This is a genomic window from Aquirufa sp. 5-AUSEE-100C1 (assembly GCF_054558655.1).
Genome location: NZ_JBPXKO010000001.1, coordinates 698167 through 722296 on the forward strand (window position 1 = coordinate 698167; position 24130 = coordinate 722296).

Consider the following 24130-nt stretch of genomic DNA (forward strand, 5'->3'; position numbering starts at 1 on the left):
AGGATATTTTTCACTCATAAAATTCCAAAAGACTATTTGCACATTCAAAAAAATAAATTTATCTTTGCAGACATTTTAATTCAAAAAGGAAAAAATACATGTTAATTATTTCGATCAAAGAGAACGAGTCAATTGATAAAGCTCTTAAGCGCTTTAAAAAGAAGTTTGAAAAAACAGGTGTAGTAAAAGAATTACGTAGACGCTCTGCTTTTGAAAAACCATCAATCTCTCGTCGTACGGAATTGATTCGCGCTGCTTACAAGCAAAAGACATACGGAAATATCAACAACTAGTTTGTTTCGATTTTTCTTAGAATTGACTACTTTCGATCTATGAATCGCGAAGTAGTCAATTTTTTTTTGCAGCATCTCCAAGTTGAAAGACGGCTCAGCCCACTCACGCTTCGCTCCTATCAAATCGACCTAAATCAATATCTTGATTTTTTACTTCGAGATAACCTATCCCCATTACTTGTTAAGAGTCAAAACATCCGCTTATGGCTCGTGGAACTCTCCAACCAAGGAATTCAAAATCGGTCCATCAATCGAAAATTAGCCACTTTACGAACCTTTTATAAGTATTTACAACGCAGAGGGGACATTCAGGACAATCCCATGATGACCATACGCATGGTCAAAACGGCTAAATCGCTTCCTAGTTACGTACGAGAATCCGAAATGGAGCAATTAGTTGCCCTGCATGAGGAGCCAAAAAATACATTCGAAGAAGTACGTGACCAACTGGTATTGATGCTCTTATATGGCACAGGAATGCGTTTAGCGGAGTTATTGCAGTTGACGCACCAACAAATCAATCTACCAGCGAAAACACTTCGTCTGATCGGAAAACGAAATAAAGAGCGCGTGATTCCCATGCCTGAACTGTTGGTCGATTTAATCCATCGCTACCAATCCTTAAATCCCTTTCAAAATCCTCAGCTAATATTGACCGACAAGGGGGAACCAGCCTATCCGATGTTCATTCAGCGACTAGTCAAAAAATATTTAGGCGAAGTGAGTACCTTGGAAAAAAAATCGCCGCATATACTGAGGCATAGTTATGCAACACATTTATTGAATCGCGGTGCGGATTTAAACGCCATCAAGGAATTATTAGGGCATGCGAACTTAGCTGCGACACAGGTCTATACGCATAATTCCATGGAAAAATTAAAGGAAATCTACAAACAGGCTCATCCCAAAGCCTAACGAATCATCGGGCCTTGCTGGTTGATCTGCGAAACATAAGCCTCCGAACCAATTCCAACGATCCCAAAGGCAGCTGACATTGCTTCCGCGACTTGCTTGGCAGTATCCTCTCCTTTCGACAAAGCAAATAGCGAAGGACCCGAACCCGAAATAGAACAACCCAATGCTCCCGCCTGCATCGCGGCAGTTTTCACCTCTTGAAACTGGGGAATCAAGATGGAACGAGCAGGCTCTACGATGACATCGACCAGCGATCGACCAATCAACGAATAATCAGACATCAATAATCCAGAAACTAAGCCGGCCACATTCCCCATTTGGGTAATCGTCTTGCCGAGTGTAATCTCACGTTCCAAAATACGTCGAGCATCTTTGGTATTCACCTCAATCTGTGGATGTACGATACTTGCATATAGATCAGCAGGCGTAGGTAATTGAATAATATCCAAGGGATCATAGCTACGAATAACGACGAAACCGCCCAATAGGCTTGGCCCAACATTATCTGCATGTGCCGATCCACAGGCAACCCTTTCCCCTTCCATCGCAAAAGGCAATAGATCCTTCTGGCTGAGGGGCTTGCCCATCAATTCATTGGCTGCAAAGACGCCAGCCACAGCAGAAGCCGCAGAGGAACCCAATCCAGAACCTAGTGGCATATCTTTGTGCAAAGAGAGCTCAAAACCCTGATCCGGCTGACCAATAAATTCCAAATATTTTAAAATGGCAATGCCTGCCGTATTCTTTGATACCTCTTTGGGTAAACGTCCTTCATCACCCGTAATTTCCTTGATAACAATTCCTGGAGTTGATTTTCTAGTCAAAACAACCTCATCACCCGGACGATTTACGGCAAAACCGAAGATATCAAAACCACAGGCAACATTCGCTACAGTAGCCGGGGCGTATACGCGTATCGTTTCCATATTAAGACAAGTAACTACCGATTGAAACAATATCCGCAAAAACACCCGAGGCGGTCACTTCGGCACCTGCACCCGGACCTTTAATCACTAAAGGACGATCATGGTAACGCTTCGTCGTAAACGCAATCACATTGTCGGCGCCATCCATTTGATAGAAAGGATGATCAGACCCAACAGCCCGCAAACCAATCGTGATTTTATGGTCTTCTAATTTCGCAATGTAGCGTAAAACCTTCTGCTCTGCATAGGCATCATTCACGAGCGATTCAAAATAGGCATTTGCCTTATCTAGTTCCTCGAAAAATGCATCCACGCTCGGAGCTGCCTCACAAGCCGGTGGAATTATTTTTTCGATCGTAATATCATCAAATTCTAATTTCAAGCCGATTTCCCGACTCAATATCAAAATCTTTCTTGCCACATCCATTCCACTTAAATCTTCCCGGGGATCAGGTTCAGTATAGCCTTTGGCCTTCGCTTCACGTAAGACAGCTGCGAAAGATTTTCCAGGAACAAATTGATTAAACAAGAATGAAAGCGTTCCAGAAAGAATTCCTTCTATCTTTTCAAATCGGTCACCGGAAGCGATAAGTCCTTGTAATGTATTAATAACAGGCAAACCCGCCCCCACATTCGTTTCATACATAAACTTAACGCCTTTGCTCAAAGCTGTTTGATGCAAAGTCGCGTATTGCTCATATGGACCAGAATTAGCAACTTTATTAGGAGTCACGACCGACACATTGGCCTCAAACAAGCCCAAGTATTGTTGATGAATCTCCTTACTCGCCGTACAATCAGCAAAAATGGAATTCGGCAAGTTTAACGATTTAATTTGACCTACAAATTCATGGATCGATGCGGCAGAGCCCTTTGCATCCAATTGCTCCAAAGCAGACTCAATCGAAATACCTTCTGGGTCAATCAATTGCTTACGTGAATTAGCAATACCCACTAATTTAACGCGTAGGCCTTTGTACTTTTCCAAATAACGCTCTTGGCCAACCAATTGATTTAATAAGGTTTTACCGATCAATCCTGCGCCGACTAAATAAAGATTCAGCGTTTTTATTTGCGAGAAAAAGAAAGTCTCATGAATAACATTCAAGGCCTTCGACAAATCTTTTTTCTCGATGACAACCGATATATTTAATTCAGACGAACCTTGGGCAGTAGCAACAATATTGATTCCATTCTTACCTAAAACAGAGAATAATCGACCACTCACCCCTGTATGCTTGCGCATACGCTCTCCAACCACAGCGATGACCGATAAGTCTTTCTGAATATCAATGCCTTCGATATCTCCTGCAGCGATTTCTTGAGCGAATTCTTTGGCTAAAATTTTGTCAACCTTCGATGCTACTTGTGGATCAATAGCAAAACAAATCGAGTGCTCCGAGGAAGCTTGCGAAATCAACACCACCGAAATCTTTTCTTTCGCTAAAACGGTAAATAATTTAGCAGATACACCCGCGACACCGATCATTCCCGAACCTTGAACATTTACCAAGGCTAATTCATCGATGGAACTAATTCCCGTGATAATGTATGGACTTGTGGAAGCTACCTTGGAAACCACAGTCCCCTCAAATGCACGATTGAAGGTATTTAAAACACGAATGGGAATATTCTTGGCAAAGGCAGGCTGTAAGGAAGGCGGATAAATCACTTTAGCACCAAAATGCGTCAATTCCATCGCCTCTGCATAGGAAATGGATGGAATCGTAAATGCAGCAGCAACCTTGCGCGGGTCAGCCGTCATCATCCCATCCACATCGGTCCAAATTTCAATTTCTTTCACCGATAATGCCGCACCAAAAATAGAGGCAGTGTAATCCGAACCTCCACGTCCCAGGGTTGTGGTTTCTCCCAAATCATTGGAACCTATAAATCCAGTGATTAGAGCTATTTCATTCGGATGAGCAGCAAAATAAGATTGAATTAGGGTATTCGTCTCATTGAATCGAACCTCTGCTTTGCCAAATTGACTAGTTGTTTTAACTAGCTCACGGGCGTCTACAAAACGAACAGGTAAACCTCGCTGCGTTAATATGGCTGAAATTAAGGCAGTGGACAAACGCTCCCCGAAACTCACCAATAAATCAGATGTTTTCGGCGAAATCTCATGAATTAATTGGATTCCTTTCAAAACATCTCGCAATTCATTAACCAGGGTACGAATCTGGGCAATGACTTGTGATTGAGCCGTAACAGGAATAAAATGACGTATTACCTCAAAATGACGCGCTTCAATCCCTTCAATGATGGAGTCCTCCAAGGATTTATTACACGCTGCTGTCGCTCCTGCTTCCAATAAATGATTGGTTACCCCACTCATGGCAGAGAAAACAACGGCAAAAGAAGATTTTACTTGATGATTGGCTTCGATAATGGCCAGAACGGATTCGATACTCGCAATGCTCCCACAACTGGTACCACCGAATTTTAATATTTTTTCCATTAGAAAAGAAAAATGAAATGATCCTTAACTCTACAAACAGTTAAGTAATTCTACAAATATAGTAGATTAAGCCGTATTTCCCCCAAGAAGCCGATGGCCTTTCCGTTTTCTTTTGGATTTTTTTTGATAATTATCCGACAAAATAGAAATTGTTCCATCAAGTTCTAAAACCGCCAAATCAACTTGATTAAAATCGGATACACCATGCTCTCGAACAGCGGCATGCAATTGCTCTCTATCCAATGAAGTCTTAATCAAAGATGCATCATTGACATTTCCTTCGTATATCAACACAATAGGCTCCCCTTCTACCACTTTTTTAAAGGAAGGAAAAAGTAGCTCAAGTCGTTTGAAAATATAGTTCGTCAAGAATAAAGCAAAAGCGGCAATTAGTCCACCTGGCAAGGAGGAATCAGAGCCAACCATGGCATTCTGAACAGAATTGGAAATCAACAAGATGAAAACCAGATCGACAACCGATAATTGCGCAAATTCCTTCTTCCCAAAAAGACGAATAGCCGCCACGATAAACACGTAGACGGCTATTGACTTGAGGGCTATGATCACAAAGCCTTCCATATTACTTTTTCTTTTCGGCGGCCATAACCATCGATAGGTTATTCTTAGCCGCTAAATCATATACATCTGTTAAATCTTGTACCGATCTTGATTTATCAATCGAAATAATTAAAGAATTTGCTTTTTTCGTCTTCAAGATTTCCTTCAATTGCCCATCCACCTGCTCTAAAGCGAATGGTTGTGCATTTCCATCGATAAAGAAATTATTGTTTGCATCCACGGATACACGAATTGACTCAACCACAGGAGGAGTAACTTTCGTTGAATCTGCTTTGGGCAACAACAAGCGAATAGCATCAGGTGATGCTAAGGTAGATATCATTAAAAAGAACATCAAAAGAAAAAATAGAATATCCGCTAGGGCGCCTGTTTCTACTTCCGATGCTTCTCGTTCGCGCTTTCTAAAATTCATAGGATAATTTATTTTTTATTTGCTGGCTTGTGTAACAAGTCAATGAAATCCATCGCTACAATCTCCATTTTGTTAATCGAACGATCAATCATCGTTGTCAATAAGGTATACATAACATATGCAATGATACCCACAATCAAACCAGATGCGGAGGTCACCATTTTCTCATAAATACCCGATGCAATCGTTGAAATCTCAATTTTGTTCGATGTCGAAATGTTGTGGAATGTACGAATCATACCCGTTACCGTTCCCAAGAAACCAAACATTGGAGCAATTCGAGCGATAGAACTAAGAATACCCAAATTCTTCTCCATGTTATAAATTTCCAACTTTGCTTTATTTTCAATCGCATCTTCAATATCACGAATGGGAGAACCCAAACGCCCCAAACCGCGTTCTAACAAATTCGCAATCGGAAACTTCGAGTTTTTGCAATACGTTACAGCACCCTGAATATTCCCCGCAAGCAACAATTCATTGATATTGTGAAGAAAATTTTCATCAATTCTAGATGTCTTACGGATGTATAAATAACGCTCTATAAACAAGAACAAGGCTGCTGTAAATAAAAACAGAATTGGATACATGACATATCCCCCTTTTTCCAATAAACTTAAAACCGTGAATTCTTCGACCTGAGCAGTATCTAAAAGAATAAAATTTAGGAGTGATGACATAAAGCTTTGTTGAAAATTTTAATGATTTAATATAAACTTAAAGTTGGCCAAAAATATTGTCTTTTTCAAAATAATTCTCTGCAATTGTTGAATTATTCTTGACTACTAAACCAATAGCCTTCTTTTAAACTATACATCGACATCCAAAATGATTCTATTATTCCTTGGTCCAGTATGTGCGCTATAAGACTGTTGGCATATGGAATCATACTCGCTCGAAAAGCCTTCATACCTGGAATTTCTTGACGTGCAGCAAGACTCATGCCAGCTATCTTTTCCTTTAATAAATAAAAGCCTGACAGGTTCAATTCATTCGTCTTTTCAATTTGATTGAGATACCCGTGGGCCAACTGAATATCAGCCAAAGTCTCGAAAGCTCCTGCTGCGCCAATTAAATACCGGGGCCGAAACAGTGCTACAGCATCCTGTACATCGATTAACTCAGCAAATAAATGTTCTCCCAGTTCGTCCTCAATCTGTAAACTATATTCACCATCTACCTGAAACATAGATTGTAGTTTGAGTCCTCCCACTTCCAAACTGGTTTTAAACAAGATTTCTTGACCTTGGAAAATAATAAATTCGACACTACCACCACCGATATCCATGATCATTGAAACTTCGTTCCAGGGCTGGGGCATCGAATGAACAATTCCCTGAAAAATATATTCCGCCTCCTGCATGCCCGAGATCACCTGAATAGGAATCCCCAATTGCGTTTCAACTACCTCTATGAACGCAGAAGCATTTCGAGCATTTCGCAAGACACTCGTCCCGACACCCAAGATGGATTCACATCCTTTGTTCTGCGACTCCCAAAGAAATCGTTCCAAGGCCTCCAAAGCTCTCGCCATAGCGTCTAATTGCAGCAATCCTGTCTCCATGGCACCCTTTCCCAAACCCACAGCCGTATGCATTTCCTGAATCGTTTTCAGATTCCCTAACGCATCAGGTTCTGCAATCAACAGTTGAAAAGTATTCGTACCTAAATCGATAATTGCGCGGGGCTTGGTCATTCTAAAATCGTTTTGAACAAAAGTACGGCGAAAGGGTGTTTAATAAAAAAGTATTCGTAATTTAGAATCAATTCCAAAATTTTTCCTGCATGCTGGATCCAGAATTTGATGATCACAAGGAAGATATCCAATCTTCGGTCAAACGCTTTGAAAAAATGCTCAATGAAGAGGAGAATTCCTTCTTTGATTTGGACACCTTGGAGCAAATTGCCGAACATTATTTCATCCAAGGGAAATTCGATGAGGGCTTAAAAGCATGCAATATCGGCTTAGAACATTTTCCCTACACGCTTGAATTAATTACGCTGAAAGCACAAATTTTGGGCGAAATGCAGCAAGCCGAACAAGGGATGGAAATTATCGAGAATGCGATGTTATTATTTCCTACCGACTTGGATTTACTGATGGTCAAAGGCTCCCTATTGAGCCAGATGAAGCAGCATGAACAAGCCGTGCAAATATTTTTACACCTCTTGGAACATGCCGAGGAAAAAGATGACATCTATTTTCGTTTAGGCCTATGTTACCTAACATGGACCAAACCTCGCGAGGCTGTTGATATGTTTAAGAAAGCGCTTGAACATAACCCCGAGAATGAAAACGCATTAGTAGAATTAGCTAATTCCCTAGATGAAATCGGTAAAATCGAGGAGAGCATCCCCTATTACCAGAAATTCATCGACCAAGACCCTTTTTCCTACACGGCTTGGTATAATCTCGGAATTGCTTACTCGAAATTAAAGAAATACGAAAAAGCCATCGATGCGTATGAGTATTCATTGGCCATCGAGCCAACGTTTGCCTCTTCCCTCTTCAACCTAGGAAATACCTACATGAACATGCAGGATTATCCCAAAGCCGAGGAAGCCTATCGACTGTGCCTACTGCATGACGAACCCAATCCCGAACTCTATTGTTGCCTGGGTGCTAGTCTGGAACGCCAAAAACAGTTCAACGAAGCACTTATATTCTATAAGGACGCCGTTAAAATAGACTCGCTTTGGGATGAAGGCTATTACGGACTTGCCGTATGCCTAACGGAACTGGACAAATGGTTTGAATCATTACATTTCTTAAAAAAGGCGATTAAACTAAATGAGTCCAACCCCTTGTATTGGACCGGTTTAGCGGATGTAGAGGCCTATTTAGGGAATCATATTTCCGCCGATGAAGCTTTCCAAAAATCGATTGAACTCGATTCGTTTTTTGCCCCTACTTGGGTAAAATGGGCTCAGATGCACTTTGAATTGGGGGATTATGAAAAATCTGCCGACATCATGTTGTCGGCCATTGATGAACTCCCTGAAGAGGCAGAATTATATTATCGATCTGCCATCTTTCTAATCAAAGCGGCGCAGTTCAAAGAAGCCTTTCATTTTTTGGAGACAGGATTAATGCTCGATTACGACAAGCACGAAATCATTTTTGATTATTTCCCAAATTTGGAAACACAAAAGGCCATTTTTAAGTTAATTCAACAATACAAAAAATAATTTTCTTCCTCTAATCTCGTTTTTTTACCACTTATCCAAAACGAGGCAAGAGGACAAAAAGCTTTGTTATTTTCGTACATCAAACTAATTTATCATACATGAAAAAACTATTCATCACGGGTTTGGCAATCCTATGCCTAGGTGGTAGTGTTTCGGCCCAACAAAAAGCCAAATCACTCCCAATCCCAGAGAAAATCACTTCAGCAGAAGGAATTACCGAATATCAATTAGCCAATGGCTTAAAGGTATTACTCTTTCCTGATCCATCGAAACAAACAATTACGGTAAACATTACCTATTTAGTGGGTTCTCGCCACGAGGGATATGGGGAAACAGGTATGTCTCACCTTTTAGAACACATGGTATTCAAAGGTACCAAGGAGAAACACAAAGAAGTTGCTAAAGAAATCTCCGATCACGGTGCTCAATTCAACGGGACGACTTGGTTAGATCGTACCAACTACTTTGAAACTTTTGCGGCAACGGATGAGAATTTAGATTGGGCATTGGATATGGAAGCCGATCGTATGATCAATTCACGCATCTCGAAAAGCGAATTAGAAACGGAAATGACCGTCGTTCGCAATGAATTTGAAATGGGTGAAAATGACCCGGGTTCAATCTTGATGGAACGCGTCGTTTCTACCGCATTCTTGTGGCATAATTATGGAAACTCGACCATTGGTGCACGTTCTGATATCGAAAAAGTGCCTATCGAAAACCTACAAGCATACTATCGCAAATATTACCAACCAGATAATGCGGTCTTGTTAGTGGCTGGAAAATTCGACCCAACCAAAACATTGAAGTTAATCAATGAAAAATTTGGGGTTATTCCACGTCCGGAGCGCGTATTAACGAAAACATTTACGGCAGAACCTACTCAAGATGGCGAACGTGAAGTCATTTTGCGTCGTGTGGGCGATGTTCAGCAAGTAGGTTTAGCATACCACATCCCATCGGGTTTACACCCAGATTATATTGCATGTGATGTATTAGTAGATCTATTAACAGATGCTCCATCTGGCCGTTTATACAAAGCTTTAATCGATACGAAAAAGGCATCCAGCCAATCTGGATTCGCGTTCCAATTAAAAGAGCCTGGTTTAGTCTATTTCAGTGCGGAAGTATTGAAAAACAAATCAATCGATTCGGTTAAGAACATCATGATTGAAACCATCGAGCAGTTTGCGAAAAAAGCACCAACGCAAGAAGAAGTAGATCGTATCAAGACGAAAGGAATTAAGAACATCGAATTACTTTTAAATAACGCACAACGTGTTGGGGTAGGTCTATCCGAATACATCGCACAAGGCGATTGGAGATTATTATTCCTTACTCGTAATCAATTGGAAAAAGTAACGGCTGCGGATGTACAACGTGTAGCTGAGAAATATTTTAAGTCGGCGAATCGTACCTCCGGTATCTTCATCCCAACCGACAAACCGGAACGCGCAGAAATTCCTGAGGCAAAAGAAGCTTCAGAAGTATTAAAAGACTTCAAAGGAAAAGCGGCGGTAGCTGAGGGAGAGGCATTTGATCCATCTCCAAGCAACATTGATGCACGTACAAAAACGGAAAAAATTGCCGGTGTTTCTTTGGCTCTTCTTCCAAAGAAAACACGTGGAAATTCGGTGTATGCACGTTTGACATTGCGTTTCGGTGATGAGAAATCCTTACTGGGAAAATCGACGGCAGCGGATTTAGCAGCAGATATGTTGAGCAAAGGAACGGCGAAACATACACGCCAACAGTTTCAAGATGAATTAGATAAGTTAAAGGCTCGTGTTTCCATATCTGGAGAGGCTCGTCAGGCCAACGTAAGCATTGAGACGACACGAGATAATTTATTACCAGCTTTGCAATTGGTCGCAGAGGCCTTGAAGCAACCGGCATTCCCAGCGGATGAATTTGAGAAATTAAAGCAAGAGAATTTAACGCAAATCGAAAGCCAAAAATCAGAGCCTCAAGCGAAGGCAATGGATGTGTTGGGTCAATGGCGTACAGGGCATTATGATAAGAATGATGTTCGTTACCAACCAACGATGGAAGAGCAAACTGCGCGTTACTCGGCAGCTAAATTAGAAGATGCTGTAGCCTTCTACAAAGGCTTCTATGGCGCTTCCAATGCGACATTCTCTGCTGTAGGTGATTTTGATGAAACAGCCATCAAGAATTTCGTAAAAACAGAATTAGCCGATTGGAAATCACCAAAATCATACAAGCGTGTTGCGGATACCTTCCATGAAAATGGTAGCCAAGTGAAATCAATTGAGACACCAGATAAGGCGAACGCGTTCTTCTTGGCTTACCAGCCGTTGAAGATATCTGATTCGGATCCGAACTATGCAGCGCTTGAATTAAGCAATTATATGTTGGGCGGCGGTAGCGGCTTAAGCTCTCGCTTGATGAATCGCATTCGTCAGAAAGAAGGTCTTTCGTATGGCGTTGGTTCACAATTTGCTGCTAGCCCATTAGATCAAAACGGAGCATTTTTAGGTTATGCGATTTATGCACCTGAGAACATCGCGAAGTTAGAGGCTGCCTTCAAGGAGGAAATCGAGAAAGTATTGAAGGAGGGTTTCACCCAAAAGGAAATTGATGAAGCAAAGAAATCTTGGATTCAAGCAAAGCAGGTGACTCGCTCACAAGATAATGCCTTGGTTGGAACGTTAAATTCAAACTTATACTTAGGCCGTAATTTGAAATGGTCTGAGGAGTTAGAGACTAAAGTTAAGAATTTAACTGCTGAGCAAATTTTAGAGGCCACGCGTAAGACCATTGACTTGACGAAGATGTCCTTCATCAAAGCAGGTGACTACGAAGGTGCAGCGAAGAAAATGGCCGAGAAAGCGAAAAGCGCTCCGTCAGAATCAGGCGCTGTGGGTGGTGCACCTAAACAGTAAAACAAAAATAGCCGTTCCATGAACGGCTATTTAAAGCAATAAAAAAAGGAGCCGATTGGCTCCTTTTTTATTAACAAAACTCTTCAAAAACCCCTTCAAGATGTTGGGCAATCAAAGCGGCCGAACGTCCCTCAATGTGGTGACGCTCAACAAAATGCACTAATTCGCCATCCTTAAACAAAGCAATAGATGGTGATGACGGAGGATAAGGCAAAGTATACTCACGCGCCTTTTGCGTAGCCTCTTGATCCACGCCCGCAAAAACCGTTGCTAAATTCGAAGGTTTTTTTGACGAAGCCGAAACGGCAGCCTTCACACCTGGACGAGCTGTGGATGCTGAGCAACCACAAACTGAATTAATAAATAACAAGGTCGTACCAGGCTTCGCCATAGTATCTTCCACTTCAGAAGCAGATTTCAATTCTTGAAAACCACCTTCTACGATATCCATCCGCATGGGATGTACTAAATGTTCTGGGTACATAGTATTTCTAATTTAATTTTCTAAACACGTTTACATAAAGCCAAGTTCCAATTTGGCAACTTCCGACATCATATCTTGCGAATATGGCGGATCAAAAGTCAATTCAACAGAAACCTCAGCGATTCCTTCAATCTCCCGAACCGCTTTTTCGATATCAACTGGAATACTTTCCGCAGACGGGCAAGACGGAGAGGTCAATGTCATCAGAATATAGACATTGTTCACTGGGAATATCTTGATTTCATAAATCAAGCCTAGCTCATACACGTCTACCGGTATCTCCGGATCATAAACCGTTTTAATTGCCTTAACGACCGCTTCCTTTAATTCTACTTCTGTCATCTTCCTATTAACTTAAGCTATGGTATTAAACACAACTGCGTAGTTCTTCATTTGTTTGACCATGGCCACCAATCCATTCGATCGCGTCTGTGCCAAATGTTGGGACATCCCAATCTGATCAATAAAATATAAATCCGACTGCATGATTTCTGCCGGCGTATGATTCGACAAAACACGAATCAACATACTTATCATCCCCTTCACAATAATCGCTTCAGAATCGGCAAAGAATAAAATTTGATCTCCTTGCTTTTCCGCATGTAACCAAACCTTACTTTGGCACCCTTTGATAACATTCTCCTCCGTCTTGAATTCCTCCGGCATCGGGGCCAATTTCTTTCCTAAGTCAATTAAATATTCGTATTTGTCTGCCCAGTCCTCGAAAAGGCCAAATTCCTCAATTAACTCGTCTTGTGTTTGGTTGATCGTGCTCATATTATGCCAACATCATGATACAACGCTTAAGCGCCTTCACAAATAAATCGATTTCTTCTTTCGTGTTATAGAACGCGAAGGATGCCCGACAAGTTCCGACTAATTCATAACGCGCCATCAAAGGCTGCGCACAATGATGTCCTGTACGAATCGCAACACCAAATTTATCTAACAATACTCCGATATCTTGAGGATGCACGCCGTCGATGACAAAACTAACTACGGCAATTTTTTCAGGAGCTTCGCCGACAATACGTAAACCATCAATCTGGGATAATTGCTGCGTGGCATAGTCTAACAAAGCTTTTTCCTGATCCCAAACGGCATTCTTTGGCAAAGACTTTAGATAATCCAAGGCAAAGCCAAAGGCATATACATCCGCAATATTCGGTGTACCTGCCTCAAATTTGTAAGGTAATTCATTGTAGGTAGTCCCAGAAAAACTCACCTCCTTGATCATCTCTCCCCCACCTTGGTAAGGAGGCATGGCCTCTAATAATTCTCTTTTCCCATAAAGTACACCTACACCCGTAGGACCAAATAACTTATGAGCTGAAAAAGCCAGAAAATCCATGTCATATTCTTGCACATCAATCTCAAAATGTGCAACCGATTGGGCACCATCAATAAGAACCTTCGCCCCCACTTGATGGGCTAATTCAATCATTTGTTTGATGGGATTGATGGTTCCAATCGCATTGGAAACATGATTAACAGCGACCAATTTAACCTTTTCGCTTAACAAAAATTGATAGGCGGCGATGTCCAAGACACCTAAATCATCGACCGGAATGACTTGAACCACCGCTCCGGTTTCTTGGGCAATCATTTGCCAAGGGACAATATTCGAATGATGTTCTAAATTAGACACCAAAATCACATCACCGGTTTTAAAATTAGCTCTTCCAAAGGTTTGAGCCACTAAATTTATTCCCGCGGTGGTGCCCGATGTGAAAATAATTTGATCAGATGATGGCGCATGCAAGAATTCAGCCAATTTCTTACGCGTCAGTTCATAACCCGTCGTCGCACGCTCAGCAAGGGTATGCAAGCCACGATGGATGTTCGCGTTATCTTTCGTATAATAATGTTGCAACGCATCCATCACAAGCTGTGGCTTCTGCGTAGTCGCCGCATTATCAAAATACACCAAAGGAGCCCCATTGACCGACTGGTCTAAAATGGGAAAATCCTTCCGAATACTAGCTAAATCAAATGTATTTGCCATGGTTATACGCCTAAAGCTTGTTGGATTTTGGTCACAATTCGATTGGAAATAGACTCTCTTAAATCGCTCAATTCAACTTTATCAATGACTTGTTGGACAAAGGCCAACATCAATAATGTTTTTGCCGCATCCTGTGAAATACCACGGGAACGCATGTAGAACAAGGCTTCATCACTCAATTGACCGGTTGTGGTTCCATGTGAACATTTCACATCATCCGCCCAAATTTCCAATTGAGGCTTCGTGTTCATGGTAGCCTTGTCTGAAGCCAACACATTTTTACATGATTGAAAGGCATTCGTTTTTTGAGCATCTGGACGAACAAAAATCTTACCGTTAAATACTCCCGTAGAATTACCCAATAATACCCCTTTATACAACTCGTTAGATTCTGAATTCGGTTGGCGATGATCGACCACCGTATGGGAATCAATAAATTCGTCGTTTCCAGGCACATAAAGACCATTCAAATTCGAAACAACATTCTCGCCGTCGACATAGAAATGAAGATTATTGCGGACAAAACCTCCATTGATAGAGAAAGTAAACATATCAACCTGACTATTAGCCCGTTGGAAAATAAACGTATGGTCGATATGCGTTGTTTTCAACGCAAAATCTTGGGTCTTCACAAAAGTTAGGTGCGCATCTTCCTCCACCCAAATTTCCTGCACGTAATTGGAAAGAACCTTGTCTGAATTGGAATGGGTTGACAAATCATCCACCCAAGTCAATTTTGCTCCTTTTTCGAGGTAAATCAAGATTTTACTCTGCACGGCTGAGGCAGTACTCACCTCGGCAATGTACCGGTGTAAAATCGGTTTTTCGATTTCTAGGCCTGCTTTGATCCAAATCACTTGATGCGATGAAGTCAACGCATCGTTTAAATCGTACATGGAATTTTGATCTAGAATCTGATTTCGATTCGACCAAGCTTGTACAAAGGCAGGATTTTGCTGAGCAAAGGAGGTAAAGTCCAATATTTCAACACCCGAAGGCAAAACTCCATCCACAGAGAATTTGCCATTTAGGCTTTTCAATTGTAAGGACGATGCAAGGGAAACAGGTAACACAGAAGCAGGTGCTTCCGATGTATTCCAATTCCAATCCTCATCATTTAAAGACTTTAAGGAAGCGTATTTCCACTCCTCCCATTTGTTCGTCGGAAATCCTTTGGCCAAAAAACGATCCATGGCCGCTTGTTTTTCTTTCCCGAGGGAAATATTCACTAATGTATCTGTAGCCATGTGTTAGTCAACTAATGCGGAAATAATCCAATCGTATCCTTTTTCTTCTAATTCCAATGCTAATTCCTTCGTACCTGATTTCACGATACGCCCTTTATACAATACATGTACAAAATCAGGAACGATATAATCCAATAGACGTTGGTAGTGCGTTACAACAATGGTTGCGTTATCGGGGCTCTTTAATTTATTAACCCCCTCCGCTACAATCCGCAAAGCATCGATATCTAATCCTGAATCTGTTTCATCCAAAATAGCCAATTTTGGCTCTAAAACAGCCATTTGGAAAATCTCGTTCCGCTTCTTTTCACCACCCGAAAAACCTTCGTTTAGCGCACGACTCAATAATGACTGATCAATATTTACGTAGGCCATCTTTTCCTTGAACATCTTTAAGAATTGAACGGCATCCAAAGGCTCCTCTCCGCGGTATTTGCGAATTTCATTAACGGCCGACTTCATGAAGTTGGTCGTCGAAACACCTGGAATCTCTACCGGATATTGGAAAGCGAGGAAAACACCCTCTGCAGCACGCTCCTCTGGAGCAAGATCCAAAAGGTCTTTGCCGAAAAATGATACGCTACCCGCTGTCACGTCATAATCTTCCCGACCAGCCAAAACGGACGCTAAGGTAGATTTACCCGAGCCATTCGGCCCCATGATGGCATGAACCTCCCCAGCTTTGACTTCCAAATTAATTCCACGAAGAATTTCCTTTTCTCCGATTCGCGCATGTAAATTCTTAATTGATAACATATCTCGTGTTGATGTTAAAGGCTATTGAACCACAAAATTAAAACCTTTGTTCCTACAAAACCATACTTTATTTAGATTCACTCTAAATAACTTGAAAATTTATTGAATTATTACGTATATTTGCGCTGTCAAAAGAGGAAAAATCATGATTACGATCTCAGAAATTGCTGCTAATCGCATTAAGGAAATCCGTCAAAACGAGGGTTTAACGGAAGATTTCAACGTACGTGTTGCTGTAGAAGGAGGTGGATGCTCGGGCTTGATGTACCAATTGGATTTTGCATCGGAGCAACAAGCGAGTGATATGATCTTTGAAGACAAAGGCGTTAAGGTGATGGTTGACAAGAAATCAATCCTTTATCTTGCCGGCACTGAATTGGATTTCTCCGATGGCTTAAACGGCAAAGGATTTCAATTCAAGAATCCCAATGCAACCCGTACCTGCGGTTGCGGAGAATCGTTCTCGATCTAAATCCCCATGGGAATCTGTTTGGATTCCAAGATAAATGGCTGAAGGAGTTGGTAGACCTGATAAATAGGCAAGCCCATCACGGTATAAAATGAACCATCCAGTTCCTTGATTCCAGCCATACCAATAAAATCCTGAACGCCATAAGCCCCTGCTTTATCGAGCGAAGACCCGCCGCGTACATACCATTCCATTTCCCAGTCGGCCAATTCACGAAAACTGACCATCGCTGAATCTGCCACCGATACAATGCCTTGCGGACTCGCCAAAGCGATTCCTGTGACAACCTCATGCGTTTTTCCGGAAAGCTTTTTCAGCATTTGTAGCGCATCGGGTTTATTAACCGGTTTATTCAAAATTTCACCATCTAAAATCACAACGGTATCTGCAGAAAGAATGAGCGTATTCGGGCAAGAATCCCAAAGGGCTTTTGCTTTTCGTTCTGCCAACATGACCGGCACCTCTTGGGCGGGCATGGACAATGGAAATGATTCATCCACATCGGAAGGAAGAACAGAAAACTGAAATCCAGCTTGGGATAAAATCTCTTTCCGGCGCGGGGAATTCGAAGCGAGAATAAATGGAAATTGAAGGCTAAATGAATCTTGCATGCCCAAAAATACCATTTTATATGGCTTGTCAAAAAATAATATTTTAAAAACATTTGCATTTAATGTAATTACATTTAATTTTGCTACATCAAATTTCAGTCATGGGAATTTCGGAGGAACTAAAACAAAGTAAATTTCAATCAGAGGAGAGCAAAGCCATTGTGAACATCATATTCACAGGAAACTGGATGACCCAGCGGCAGCATGAACTTCTGAAACCCTTTGGACTTACGGTGCAACAATACAATGTATTACGTATTTTGAAAGGCCAAAAAGGAAATCCAATGACAGTTCTGGCTATTACGGAACGCATGATGGATAAAATGTCAAATGCTTCCCGACTCGTTGATAAACTTTTGGAGAAGAAATTAGTTTTAAGACGTGAGTGCCCACAAGATCGAAGAGCTGTGGATGTCATTATTTTACCTGCCGGCATCGAATTAGTGGAACGAATTGATTTGGTTCAAAACAAATGGGGTGAAAATTTTAAAAAAATTGACCCGGATAAATTGCAAGCCCTCAATGAAATCCTCGATGAATTTAGAAGTGTATTTACTAACAATTAAACAATAAATAAAATGAAAAAAGTAAGCCTAATCTTGACAGCGCTCGTAATGAGCATCTCTTCTTTTGCTGCTCCTAAAGCAGTTAAAGTAAACACAGCTACTAGCTCAATTGCTTGGTATGCAGAAAAAGTAACGGGTAAGCACAACGGAACGGTAGCATTAGCTTCTGGTGCGCTTAATGTAAACGGAAACAAATTGGTTGGAGGAAACTTCACAATTGATTTGAAAACAATCAAGGCATTGGATATTACAGATCCAGGTTACAACCAAAAGTTTATTGGCCACATTACTTCAGGAGATTTCTTTGAGGTTGAGAAATTCCCAACAGCTTCTTTTGTGATCACGAAAATTGCTGGTAACCAAGTTACAGGTAATTTGACAATCAAAGGAATTACCAAATCCATTTCATTCCCAGCTGAAATTTCAGTTAAAGGAGGAAAAGTAACTGCGAAAGCTTCAATCACAATTGATCGTACAGATTACAACATCCAATACGGTTCAAAGAAATTCTTTGATTCAATCGGAGACAAAGCAATCATGGATGATTTCAAATTAGTAGTTTCATTAGTTAGCGAATAATTTAATCCGTCTAAGAGCCGAGGTGTAAATTTTACACCTCGGCTTATTTTTTTAAATTTTAATAAACAACAACATGTCTTTAATTAACGATTTATCTTGGCGCTACGCGACCAAGCGTATGAATGGAAACAAAGTTCCTGCCGACAAAATTGAAAGCCTTTTAGATGCAATCCGCCTTTCTGCATCAGGTTTTGGATTACAACCCTATCAAGTTTTCGTTATTGAAAACCCTGAATTACGCGCTCAAATTCAACCTATTGCTTATGGCCAACCGCAAATCACGGAAGCTTCGCATGTTTTAGTTTTTGCAGCTTGGAATGAAGTAACTGAAGAAAAAATTGATGCTTTTATCCAATTAGTTTCCGAAACTCGCAATGTACCCGTAGAAGCTTTAGCGGATTACCGTGGTGCGATCGCTGGTTCGATGTTGCGCTTGCCTCAAGAGGTTCAAGCAGGTTGGGCAGCACGTCAAGTTTATTTAGCAATGGGTACTGCCCTAGCTGCAGCAGCCGAATTAAAAATCGACACAACGCCGATGGAAGGATTTATCCCTGGAAAATTGGATGAGTTATTAGACTTGAATGCCAAAGGTTTACACTCCGTATTAATGTTGGCAGTTGGCGAGCGCGATGCAGCCAACGACTACATGAATAATGCTGCGAAAGTTCGTTATTCTAAAGAACAATTATTCGTTCGTTTATAAGAGTTGGCATATTTATATTACGAAAGGTCGCCCTAAAAAGGCGACCTTTTTTTTATCAGTTTTTTAGTTGGTCCTAGAATATCATACCCCTTCTTTGAATAATGAAAAAGCCTAATCAAGCTTAATTTTATTTCAAAGCTCGAGCCCCTAAATAAATTACCTAACCCTTAAATTGACCAATATGAAAAACAGAGAGAATTCCATTCAAGAATGGGATATGCCAGAATTAACACACTCGGATCTAATCGCAATCGATGGAGGAGGATTTTGGGAAACATTGGGTATTATATCAGGTATCGCTGTCGTTGTAGCAGCCGTAGTGATAACCGGAGGATTCATTGCCATTTTACTATGATGTCAGATGGAAAAGCAACATGAACCCTGGCAAATAATACCGGAGCGCGAACTTGCGCACATTGATGGCGGTGGCTGGTTTGATGATTTCAAACGTGGCTTTAAAGAAGGTTTTGATTGGGCTACTGGAGTCATCAAAGACCTGATTCAATTGTTCAAATAAACTCGGCGGGGCGCATTTGCCCCGCCATAAACCATCCCAAAATGTCACCTAATAACCTTATGGACTTGAAATCCCGATTAGACACTTATCGCAACCAATTAGTTCAAGATATATCAGATGCGAATCACCTCGTTCGCTTGCAAATTGATGGGCATTTTAAAATCGTCCAAATGAGCATTGATAAATCGCTAAGTATCGAAGAAATCGAAAGTATATTGCCCGATTTATTCAGTCGGGCAATAGATTCAATCGCAGAAAAAATACGGTTAAAACTAGAAGATTTACAAGCAGCCCACAATTAAGGCTGCTTGTTTTTCAATAACTCCTCGACGGGCACCTTGAAAAAATGAGCGATTAGGTAGAGTCGGTCGATACTGATTTTCGATTGACCTGATTCCATTTTTGCATAAGAGCTTTGACTCATTTGCAAACTGAACGCAACATACTCTTGGGAGAACTCACGATCTAATCGGAGCTTTCGAATGTTTTGGCGAACGTGTTTCATGTGGCTAGAATTAACCACTAAATGTAACCTCGCAAAAAGAAAAAAAAACGTTAGAAACTGATAATCAAAATCAAGAAATTGATTTTAAGAAATCTTGAAGACTAAGGACTGGTTTTAAGCCAAGCGACTCCCCTTCTTGAATCATTAAATCCCAACCCGACTCAAAGTCATTACGGATATTGCCCTCTAAAATAGCTTCTCGAACCGCAATTTTAATCAGTCCGATTTCCTTACCGGGCCCAATATCAAAAACCTGCATGATGATCTCGCCCGTGATGACCGGTTGGAAATTACGAATCGAATCACTCGCCTCAACCTCTTTCAATTTCTCTTCGACCAAATCAAAATTACGCAGGTATCGTTTGACTTTTTCCCCGTTTTTGGAGGTGATGTCAGCGCGGCAAAGCGTCATGAGCGCCTCTAATTCATCACCGGCTTCAAATAACAAACGGCGAAGAGCAGAATGGGTAATTTCTTCTTTGGAGAGTGCGATTGGACGAAGATGAAGGCGGACCAATTTCTGAACCAATTTCATTTTTTCATTCAAAGGCAGCTTTAAGCGCTTAAAAATGGCAGGTACCTGACGGGCGCCCATCTCCTCATGCCCATGAAAAGTCCATCCTTTCCCTTTGACAAAACGTTTCGTCTGAGGCTTCGCAATGTCATGCAAAATGGCAGCCCATCGCCACCAGAGGTCATCGGTATGTTGGGAAATGTTATCCAACACCTGTAAGGTATGGTAAAAATTATCCTTGTGACCTTTTCCATCCTCGGTATCCACCCCCTTTAACTTCATAAATTCAGGAAAAATCAAGGGCAATATTCCACATGCATCCAAAAGTAGAAAACCATAAGAAGGCTTTTTACAGAGGATAATCTTGTTCAATTCGTCGGAAATTCGCTCAAAAGAAATAATCTCTAAACGTGACTTTTCATTCAACAAGGCATCAAAGGTTTCTGGATAAATGTCAAAACCCAATTGACTCGCAAAACGAACCGCGCGCATCATGCGCAGTGGATCGTCTGAAAAGGTAATTCCTGGCTCCAAAGGCGTTCGGATAATTTTGGCCTCTAGGTCGGCGATTCCATGAAAAGGATCCAACAATTTTCCCCAGTTACTTTGGTTCAATTGAACAGCCATGGCATTAATGGTAAAATCCCGTCGGTTTTGATCATCCTCCAAGCTACCTTCCATGACCAAAGGTTTGCGCGAATCGCGCTGGTAAGACTCCTTCCGAGCTCCCACAAATTCAAGATCCCAGTCGTCCACTTTTAACATCGCCGTACCGAAATTCTTAAAGACTGAAACGGCATGGTCAGGTAAATCAAATTCCCGGGCAACTTCCTCAGCAAGGGCAATGCCAGATCCAATGCAAACAACATCGATATCTTTACACGGACGACCCAATAATTGATCGCGTACAAATCCCCCAACCACATAGGATTCCATTTGAATCCGATCGGCCGCGGCACCTATGCGTTTAAAAATATCATCCGAAATGATTTCCTGCCCTGTTTTCATTATCCTCGTATCAATGCATATTCGCCACCTAATCCTAATTTCACAATCTTGGACGGCTTACCACTCCCCTTTTTCGGGTTGGGATTTTGTAAGATGTAATCAACTTGTTCCTTGATAGACACTGCCACAGTTTCAAAATTGATGGGTGACGCATCTCCCGAAAGATTTGCAGAGGTTGACACAATCCCCCGTTGGTAACGATAAATCAAGCCCTTACAAAACTCATCCTTCACCAAACGAATCGCAATACTCCCATCAGGCCCTAGTAAATGACTACTAACATTTTTGCCTTTGGGATAAATCACGGTCAATGGATCTTCTGCAAACTCCACTAAATCCCAAGCAATCTCGGGTACTTCCTCCACGTATTCACTTAATTGTTCAATCTTTGAAATGAGAACAATCAATCCCTTCTCAGTGGGTCTTTGTTTAATTTGGAGTAATTTTTCAATACTTGCATCCATCCGAACATCACAACCCAAGCCCCAAATGGTATCACTTGGATAAAGAATTACTCCACCCGATTTTAGCGAAGCAATGGCATCATGATATAGATTTGGCGTCATGGTCACAAAGGTAAGATTAAATTCGTCAAAAATGCCCCCAGTAAGTCAATGTTTGGCCTTAATTGGCTACCTTTGCAGCCATTATTTCCCATTAAACCCGTTGATTTCAACATGCTAAGTATCCAACAATCGATTCAAAAAAGCTTGCAAGCTGGCTTAAAAAGTCTTTTTTCTATCGATGCGCAAGAAATCGTTTTACAGGAAACAAAAAAGGAATTCGAAGGAACCTTCACCTTTGTCGTTTTTCCTTACACCAAGCAAGCGGCGGCGGCTCCGCCACAAATTGCCCAACAATTAGGAACGTTTATGGTGGAAAATAATCCAAACATCGCGGCATTCCAAGTTGTTCAAGGCTTTCTAAATTTAAGCTTAAAAGCGAATGTTTGGGTGGAGATTTTGGCGGGCATCAACGGAGATTCAAATCCTTTTGAATTAGCTATTAAAAACGAAAAAGTTTTAATTGAATATTCTTCTCCCAATACTAACAAGCCCTTACACTTAGGTCACTTACGGAATAATTTCTTGGGGTTTTCGGTAGCGCAAATTTTATCCGCTGCAGGATTCGAGGTAATTAAAACGAACTTGGTGAATGATCGGGGTATCCATATCTGTAAATCGATGTTGGCCTACCAATTATTCGGTAACCAAGAAACGCCAGAAACTAGTGGTCTAAAAGGCGACCACCTTGTAGGGAAATATTATGTGGCTTTTGATAAGGCCTATAAGGCTGAGATAGACGCATTAGTCCAACAAGGCGTAGAGGCGGAGGAAGCCAAAAAACAAGCTCCTATCCTACTCAAGGCACAAGAGATGTTATTGGCCTGGGAACAAAATGACCCAGAAGTGATGGCCTTGTGGGAAAAGATGAACACCTGGGTATTCGATGGATTTTCGAAGAGTTATGCACAGATGGGTGTTAGTTTCGATAAGATTTACCGTGAGTCGAATACTTATTTGTTGGGGAAAAAGATTGTCGACGAAGGGTTAGTACAAGGTGTCTTCTTTCGCAAGGAGGATGGATCCGTTTGGATCGATTTGACATCGGAGGGCTTGGATGAGAAATTAGTCTTGCGTCGGGATGGGACCTCGGTCTACATCACACAAGACATGGGAACTGCCCAATTAAAATATGAGGATTTTGGTGCGAAGCGTTCCGTGTATGTCGTTGGTAATGAGCAAGATTATCACTTTGAGGTATTGTTCCATATTTTAAGAAAATTAGACAAAGACTTCTCCGAAGGAAATTATCACCTATCCTATGGAATGGTTGATTTGCCGAGCGGAAAGATGAAATCACGCGAAGGAACTGTGGTGGATGCGGATGATTTGATGGCCGAAATGGTAGGTACTGCTCAGGCACGAACCATGGAACTCGGAAAGATTGATGGATTTAGTACAGAGGAATCCAATGCGCTATTTAATCAATTGGGATTAGGTGCTTTGAAATATTTCTTATTAAAGGTAGATCCGAAGAAACGCATGTTGTTTAACCCAGAGGAATCCATTGATTTCCAAGGAAATACAGGACCGTTTATTCAATATACGCACGCTAGAATTTGCTCCATGACGCGTAAAGCGAATGATTTGGGAATCACTATGCAAATAGATTCTGCCAAGGAATATTCATTAGCTAAATCGGAACAAGAGTTAATCTATTTACTAGGAAAGTATAAGGATGTGCTAAATGATGCTGCTGAGCAGTATGCCCCATCCGTTATTGCGCAATACACCTATGATTTAGCGAAGCAATTCAATAAATTTTACAATGAATTAAGTATTTTGAACGAAGAAAACGAGGAAAGCCGAAACATTCGGTTAAATTTAGCATCCTTAACAGGTAAAACAATTAAGGCATCCCTGGCGTTATTAGGTATAGTAGCACCAGAACGTATGTAACGTGAAAGTCAAAAACAAAA

At 41.2% G+C, this 24130-nt stretch carries 28 protein-coding genes; 12 read left to right on the plus strand and 16 right to left on the minus strand.

Annotated elements, in window-relative coordinates:
- Nucleotides 1-98: 98 nt before the first annotated feature.
- On the plus strand, nucleotides 99-293 hold the full coding sequence (gene rpsU, locus ACMH5P_RS03085) for a 30S ribosomal protein S21 (RefSeq protein WP_459492843.1): 195 nt from the start codon (nucleotides 99-101) through the stop codon (nucleotides 291-293).
- 39 nt (nucleotides 294-332) lie between these two features.
- Nucleotides 333-1208, plus strand: coding sequence for a tyrosine-type recombinase/integrase (locus ACMH5P_RS03090; RefSeq protein WP_459492844.1), 876 nt, complete (start codon nucleotides 333-335; stop codon nucleotides 1206-1208).
- Here ACMH5P_RS03090 and ACMH5P_RS03095 read toward each other — a convergent pair.
- The 6 genes from ACMH5P_RS03095 to ACMH5P_RS03120 form a co-directional block, all read right to left on the minus strand.
- The gene (locus ACMH5P_RS03095) at nucleotides 1205-2134 is read right to left on the minus strand and encodes a homoserine kinase (protein WP_459492845.1); all 930 of its coding nucleotides are present in this window, start codon (nucleotides 2132-2134) and stop codon (nucleotides 1205-1207) included. The genes ACMH5P_RS03090 and ACMH5P_RS03095 overlap by 4 nt on opposite strands.
- A gap of 1 nt (nucleotide 2135) precedes the next feature.
- The gene (gene thrA / locus ACMH5P_RS03100) at nucleotides 2136-4598 is read right to left on the minus strand and encodes a bifunctional aspartate kinase/homoserine dehydrogenase I (protein ID WP_459492846.1); all 2463 of its coding nucleotides are present in this window, start codon (nucleotides 4596-4598) and stop codon (nucleotides 2136-2138) included.
- 66 nt (nucleotides 4599-4664) lie between these two features.
- Nucleotides 4665-5177, minus strand: a complete 513-nt coding sequence (locus tag ACMH5P_RS03105) for a DUF421 domain-containing protein (RefSeq protein WP_459492847.1) — start codon at nucleotides 5175-5177, stop codon at nucleotides 4665-4667.
- Between the two features lies 1 nt (nucleotide 5178).
- A complete protein-coding gene (locus ACMH5P_RS03110) occupies nucleotides 5179-5589 on the minus strand; it encodes an ExbD/TolR family protein (RefSeq protein ID WP_459492848.1) in 411 nt (136 codons plus the stop codon).
- 8 nt (nucleotides 5590-5597) lie between these two features.
- On the minus strand, nucleotides 5598-6269 hold the full coding sequence (locus ACMH5P_RS03115; protein ID WP_459492849.1) for a MotA/TolQ/ExbB proton channel family protein: 672 nt from the start codon (nucleotides 6267-6269) through the stop codon (nucleotides 5598-5600).
- Nucleotides 6270-6361: 92 nt separating this feature from the next.
- Nucleotides 6362-7285 carry a Ppx/GppA phosphatase family protein gene (locus tag ACMH5P_RS03120; RefSeq protein ID WP_459492850.1) on the minus strand — a complete coding sequence of 308 codons (924 nt, stop codon included), beginning with the start codon at nucleotides 7283-7285 and terminating at the stop codon, nucleotides 6362-6364.
- 89 nt (nucleotides 7286-7374) lie between these two features.
- Between ACMH5P_RS03120 and ACMH5P_RS03125 the strand changes: the two genes are divergently transcribed.
- Both ACMH5P_RS03125 and ACMH5P_RS03130 read left to right on the plus strand, forming a co-directional pair.
- Nucleotides 7375-8778: a tetratricopeptide repeat protein gene (locus tag ACMH5P_RS03125; RefSeq protein ID WP_459492851.1), complete on the plus strand. Its 1404-nt coding sequence runs from the start codon at nucleotides 7375-7377 to the stop codon at nucleotides 8776-8778.
- Between the two features lie 98 nt (nucleotides 8779-8876).
- On the plus strand, nucleotides 8877-11684 hold the full coding sequence (locus ACMH5P_RS03130; RefSeq protein ID WP_459492852.1) for a M16 family metallopeptidase: 2808 nt from the start codon (nucleotides 8877-8879) through the stop codon (nucleotides 11682-11684).
- A 70-nt stretch (nucleotides 11685-11754) separates the two neighbouring features.
- On the opposite strand, the gene ACMH5P_RS03135 is transcribed toward ACMH5P_RS03130, so the two are convergent.
- From ACMH5P_RS03135 to sufC, 6 genes are read right to left on the minus strand one after another with little or no spacing between them, the layout of a single operon-like run.
- Nucleotides 11755-12168: a BrxA/BrxB family bacilliredoxin gene (locus tag ACMH5P_RS03135; protein ID WP_459492853.1), complete on the minus strand. Its 414-nt coding sequence runs from the start codon at nucleotides 12166-12168 to the stop codon at nucleotides 11755-11757.
- A gap of 30 nt (nucleotides 12169-12198) precedes the next feature.
- Nucleotides 12199-12510 carry an iron-sulfur cluster assembly protein gene (locus tag ACMH5P_RS03140; protein WP_459492854.1) on the minus strand — a complete coding sequence of 104 codons (312 nt, stop codon included), beginning with the start codon at nucleotides 12508-12510 and terminating at the stop codon, nucleotides 12199-12201.
- A 12-nt stretch (nucleotides 12511-12522) separates the two neighbouring features.
- Nucleotides 12523-12945, minus strand: a complete 423-nt coding sequence (locus ACMH5P_RS03145; protein WP_459492855.1) for a SufE family protein — start codon at nucleotides 12943-12945, stop codon at nucleotides 12523-12525.
- Nucleotide 12946: 1 nt separating this feature from the next.
- Nucleotides 12947-14173, minus strand: coding sequence for a cysteine desulfurase (locus ACMH5P_RS03150; RefSeq protein WP_459492856.1), 1227 nt, complete (start codon nucleotides 14171-14173; stop codon nucleotides 12947-12949).
- Nucleotides 14174-14175: 2 nt separating this feature from the next.
- Entirely contained in the window at nucleotides 14176-15420 is a 1245-nt protein-coding gene (gene sufD / locus ACMH5P_RS03155; RefSeq protein ID WP_459492857.1) for a Fe-S cluster assembly protein SufD, read from the minus strand.
- A 3-nt stretch (nucleotides 15421-15423) separates the two neighbouring features.
- Nucleotides 15424-16176, minus strand: a complete 753-nt coding sequence (gene sufC / locus ACMH5P_RS03160) for a Fe-S cluster assembly ATPase SufC (RefSeq protein WP_459492858.1) — start codon at nucleotides 16174-16176, stop codon at nucleotides 15424-15426.
- A gap of 145 nt (nucleotides 16177-16321) precedes the next feature.
- Here sufC and ACMH5P_RS03165 point away from each other — a divergent pair, with 145 nt between their 5' ends.
- Nucleotides 16322-16648, plus strand: a complete 327-nt coding sequence (locus ACMH5P_RS03165) for a HesB/IscA family protein (RefSeq protein ID WP_459492859.1) — start codon at nucleotides 16322-16324, stop codon at nucleotides 16646-16648.
- Here the strand turns inward: ACMH5P_RS03165 and ACMH5P_RS03170 are convergent.
- Nucleotides 16645-17256: a Maf family protein gene (locus ACMH5P_RS03170; RefSeq protein ID WP_459492860.1), complete on the minus strand. Its 612-nt coding sequence runs from the start codon at nucleotides 17254-17256 to the stop codon at nucleotides 16645-16647. The genes ACMH5P_RS03165 and ACMH5P_RS03170 overlap by 4 nt on opposite strands.
- A gap of 80 nt (nucleotides 17257-17336) precedes the next feature.
- Here ACMH5P_RS03170 and ACMH5P_RS03175 point away from each other — a divergent pair, with 80 nt between their 5' ends.
- The 6 genes from ACMH5P_RS03175 (at nucleotide 17337) to ACMH5P_RS03200 (ending at nucleotide 19923) form a co-directional block, all read left to right on the plus strand.
- Nucleotides 17337-17822, plus strand: a complete 486-nt coding sequence (locus tag ACMH5P_RS03175; protein ID WP_459492861.1) for a MarR family winged helix-turn-helix transcriptional regulator — start codon at nucleotides 17337-17339, stop codon at nucleotides 17820-17822.
- 12 nt (nucleotides 17823-17834) lie between these two features.
- Nucleotides 17835-18401 carry a YceI family protein gene (locus ACMH5P_RS03180; protein WP_459492862.1) on the plus strand — a complete coding sequence of 189 codons (567 nt, stop codon included), beginning with the start codon at nucleotides 17835-17837 and terminating at the stop codon, nucleotides 18399-18401.
- Nucleotides 18402-18474: 73 nt separating this feature from the next.
- Nucleotides 18475-19104, plus strand: coding sequence for an NAD(P)H-dependent oxidoreductase (locus ACMH5P_RS03185; RefSeq protein WP_459492863.1), 630 nt, complete (start codon nucleotides 18475-18477; stop codon nucleotides 19102-19104).
- Between the two features lie 181 nt (nucleotides 19105-19285).
- Entirely contained in the window at nucleotides 19286-19459 is a 174-nt protein-coding gene (locus ACMH5P_RS03190) for a hypothetical protein (protein WP_459492864.1), read from the plus strand.
- A 6-nt stretch (nucleotides 19460-19465) separates the two neighbouring features.
- Entirely contained in the window at nucleotides 19466-19621 is a 156-nt protein-coding gene (locus ACMH5P_RS03195) for a hypothetical protein (RefSeq protein ID WP_459492865.1), read from the plus strand.
- 59 nt (nucleotides 19622-19680) lie between these two features.
- Nucleotides 19681-19923 carry a hypothetical protein gene (locus tag ACMH5P_RS03200; RefSeq protein ID WP_459492866.1) on the plus strand — a complete coding sequence of 81 codons (243 nt, stop codon included), beginning with the start codon at nucleotides 19681-19683 and terminating at the stop codon, nucleotides 19921-19923.
- Here the strand turns inward: ACMH5P_RS03200 and ACMH5P_RS03205 are convergent.
- The 3 genes from ACMH5P_RS03205 to ACMH5P_RS03215 form a co-directional block, all read right to left on the minus strand.
- Entirely contained in the window at nucleotides 19920-20126 is a 207-nt protein-coding gene (locus ACMH5P_RS03205; RefSeq protein WP_459492867.1) for a helix-turn-helix domain-containing protein, read from the minus strand. The genes ACMH5P_RS03200 and ACMH5P_RS03205 overlap by 4 nt on opposite strands.
- Nucleotides 20127-20196: 70 nt before the next feature.
- On the minus strand, nucleotides 20197-21648 hold the full coding sequence (locus ACMH5P_RS03210) for a CCA tRNA nucleotidyltransferase (protein WP_459492868.1): 1452 nt from the start codon (nucleotides 21646-21648) through the stop codon (nucleotides 20197-20199).
- Entirely contained in the window at nucleotides 21648-22214 is a 567-nt protein-coding gene (locus tag ACMH5P_RS03215) for an L-threonylcarbamoyladenylate synthase (protein ID WP_459492869.1), read from the minus strand. Before ACMH5P_RS03215 ends, ACMH5P_RS03210 begins: the two co-directional genes overlap by 1 nt.
- A gap of 111 nt (nucleotides 22215-22325) precedes the next feature.
- Here ACMH5P_RS03215 and argS point away from each other — a divergent pair, with 111 nt between their 5' ends.
- Nucleotides 22326-24110, plus strand: a complete 1785-nt coding sequence (argS, locus tag ACMH5P_RS03220) for an arginine--tRNA ligase (protein WP_459492995.1) — start codon at nucleotides 22326-22328, stop codon at nucleotides 24108-24110.
- Nucleotides 24111-24130: the final 20 nt, after the last annotated feature.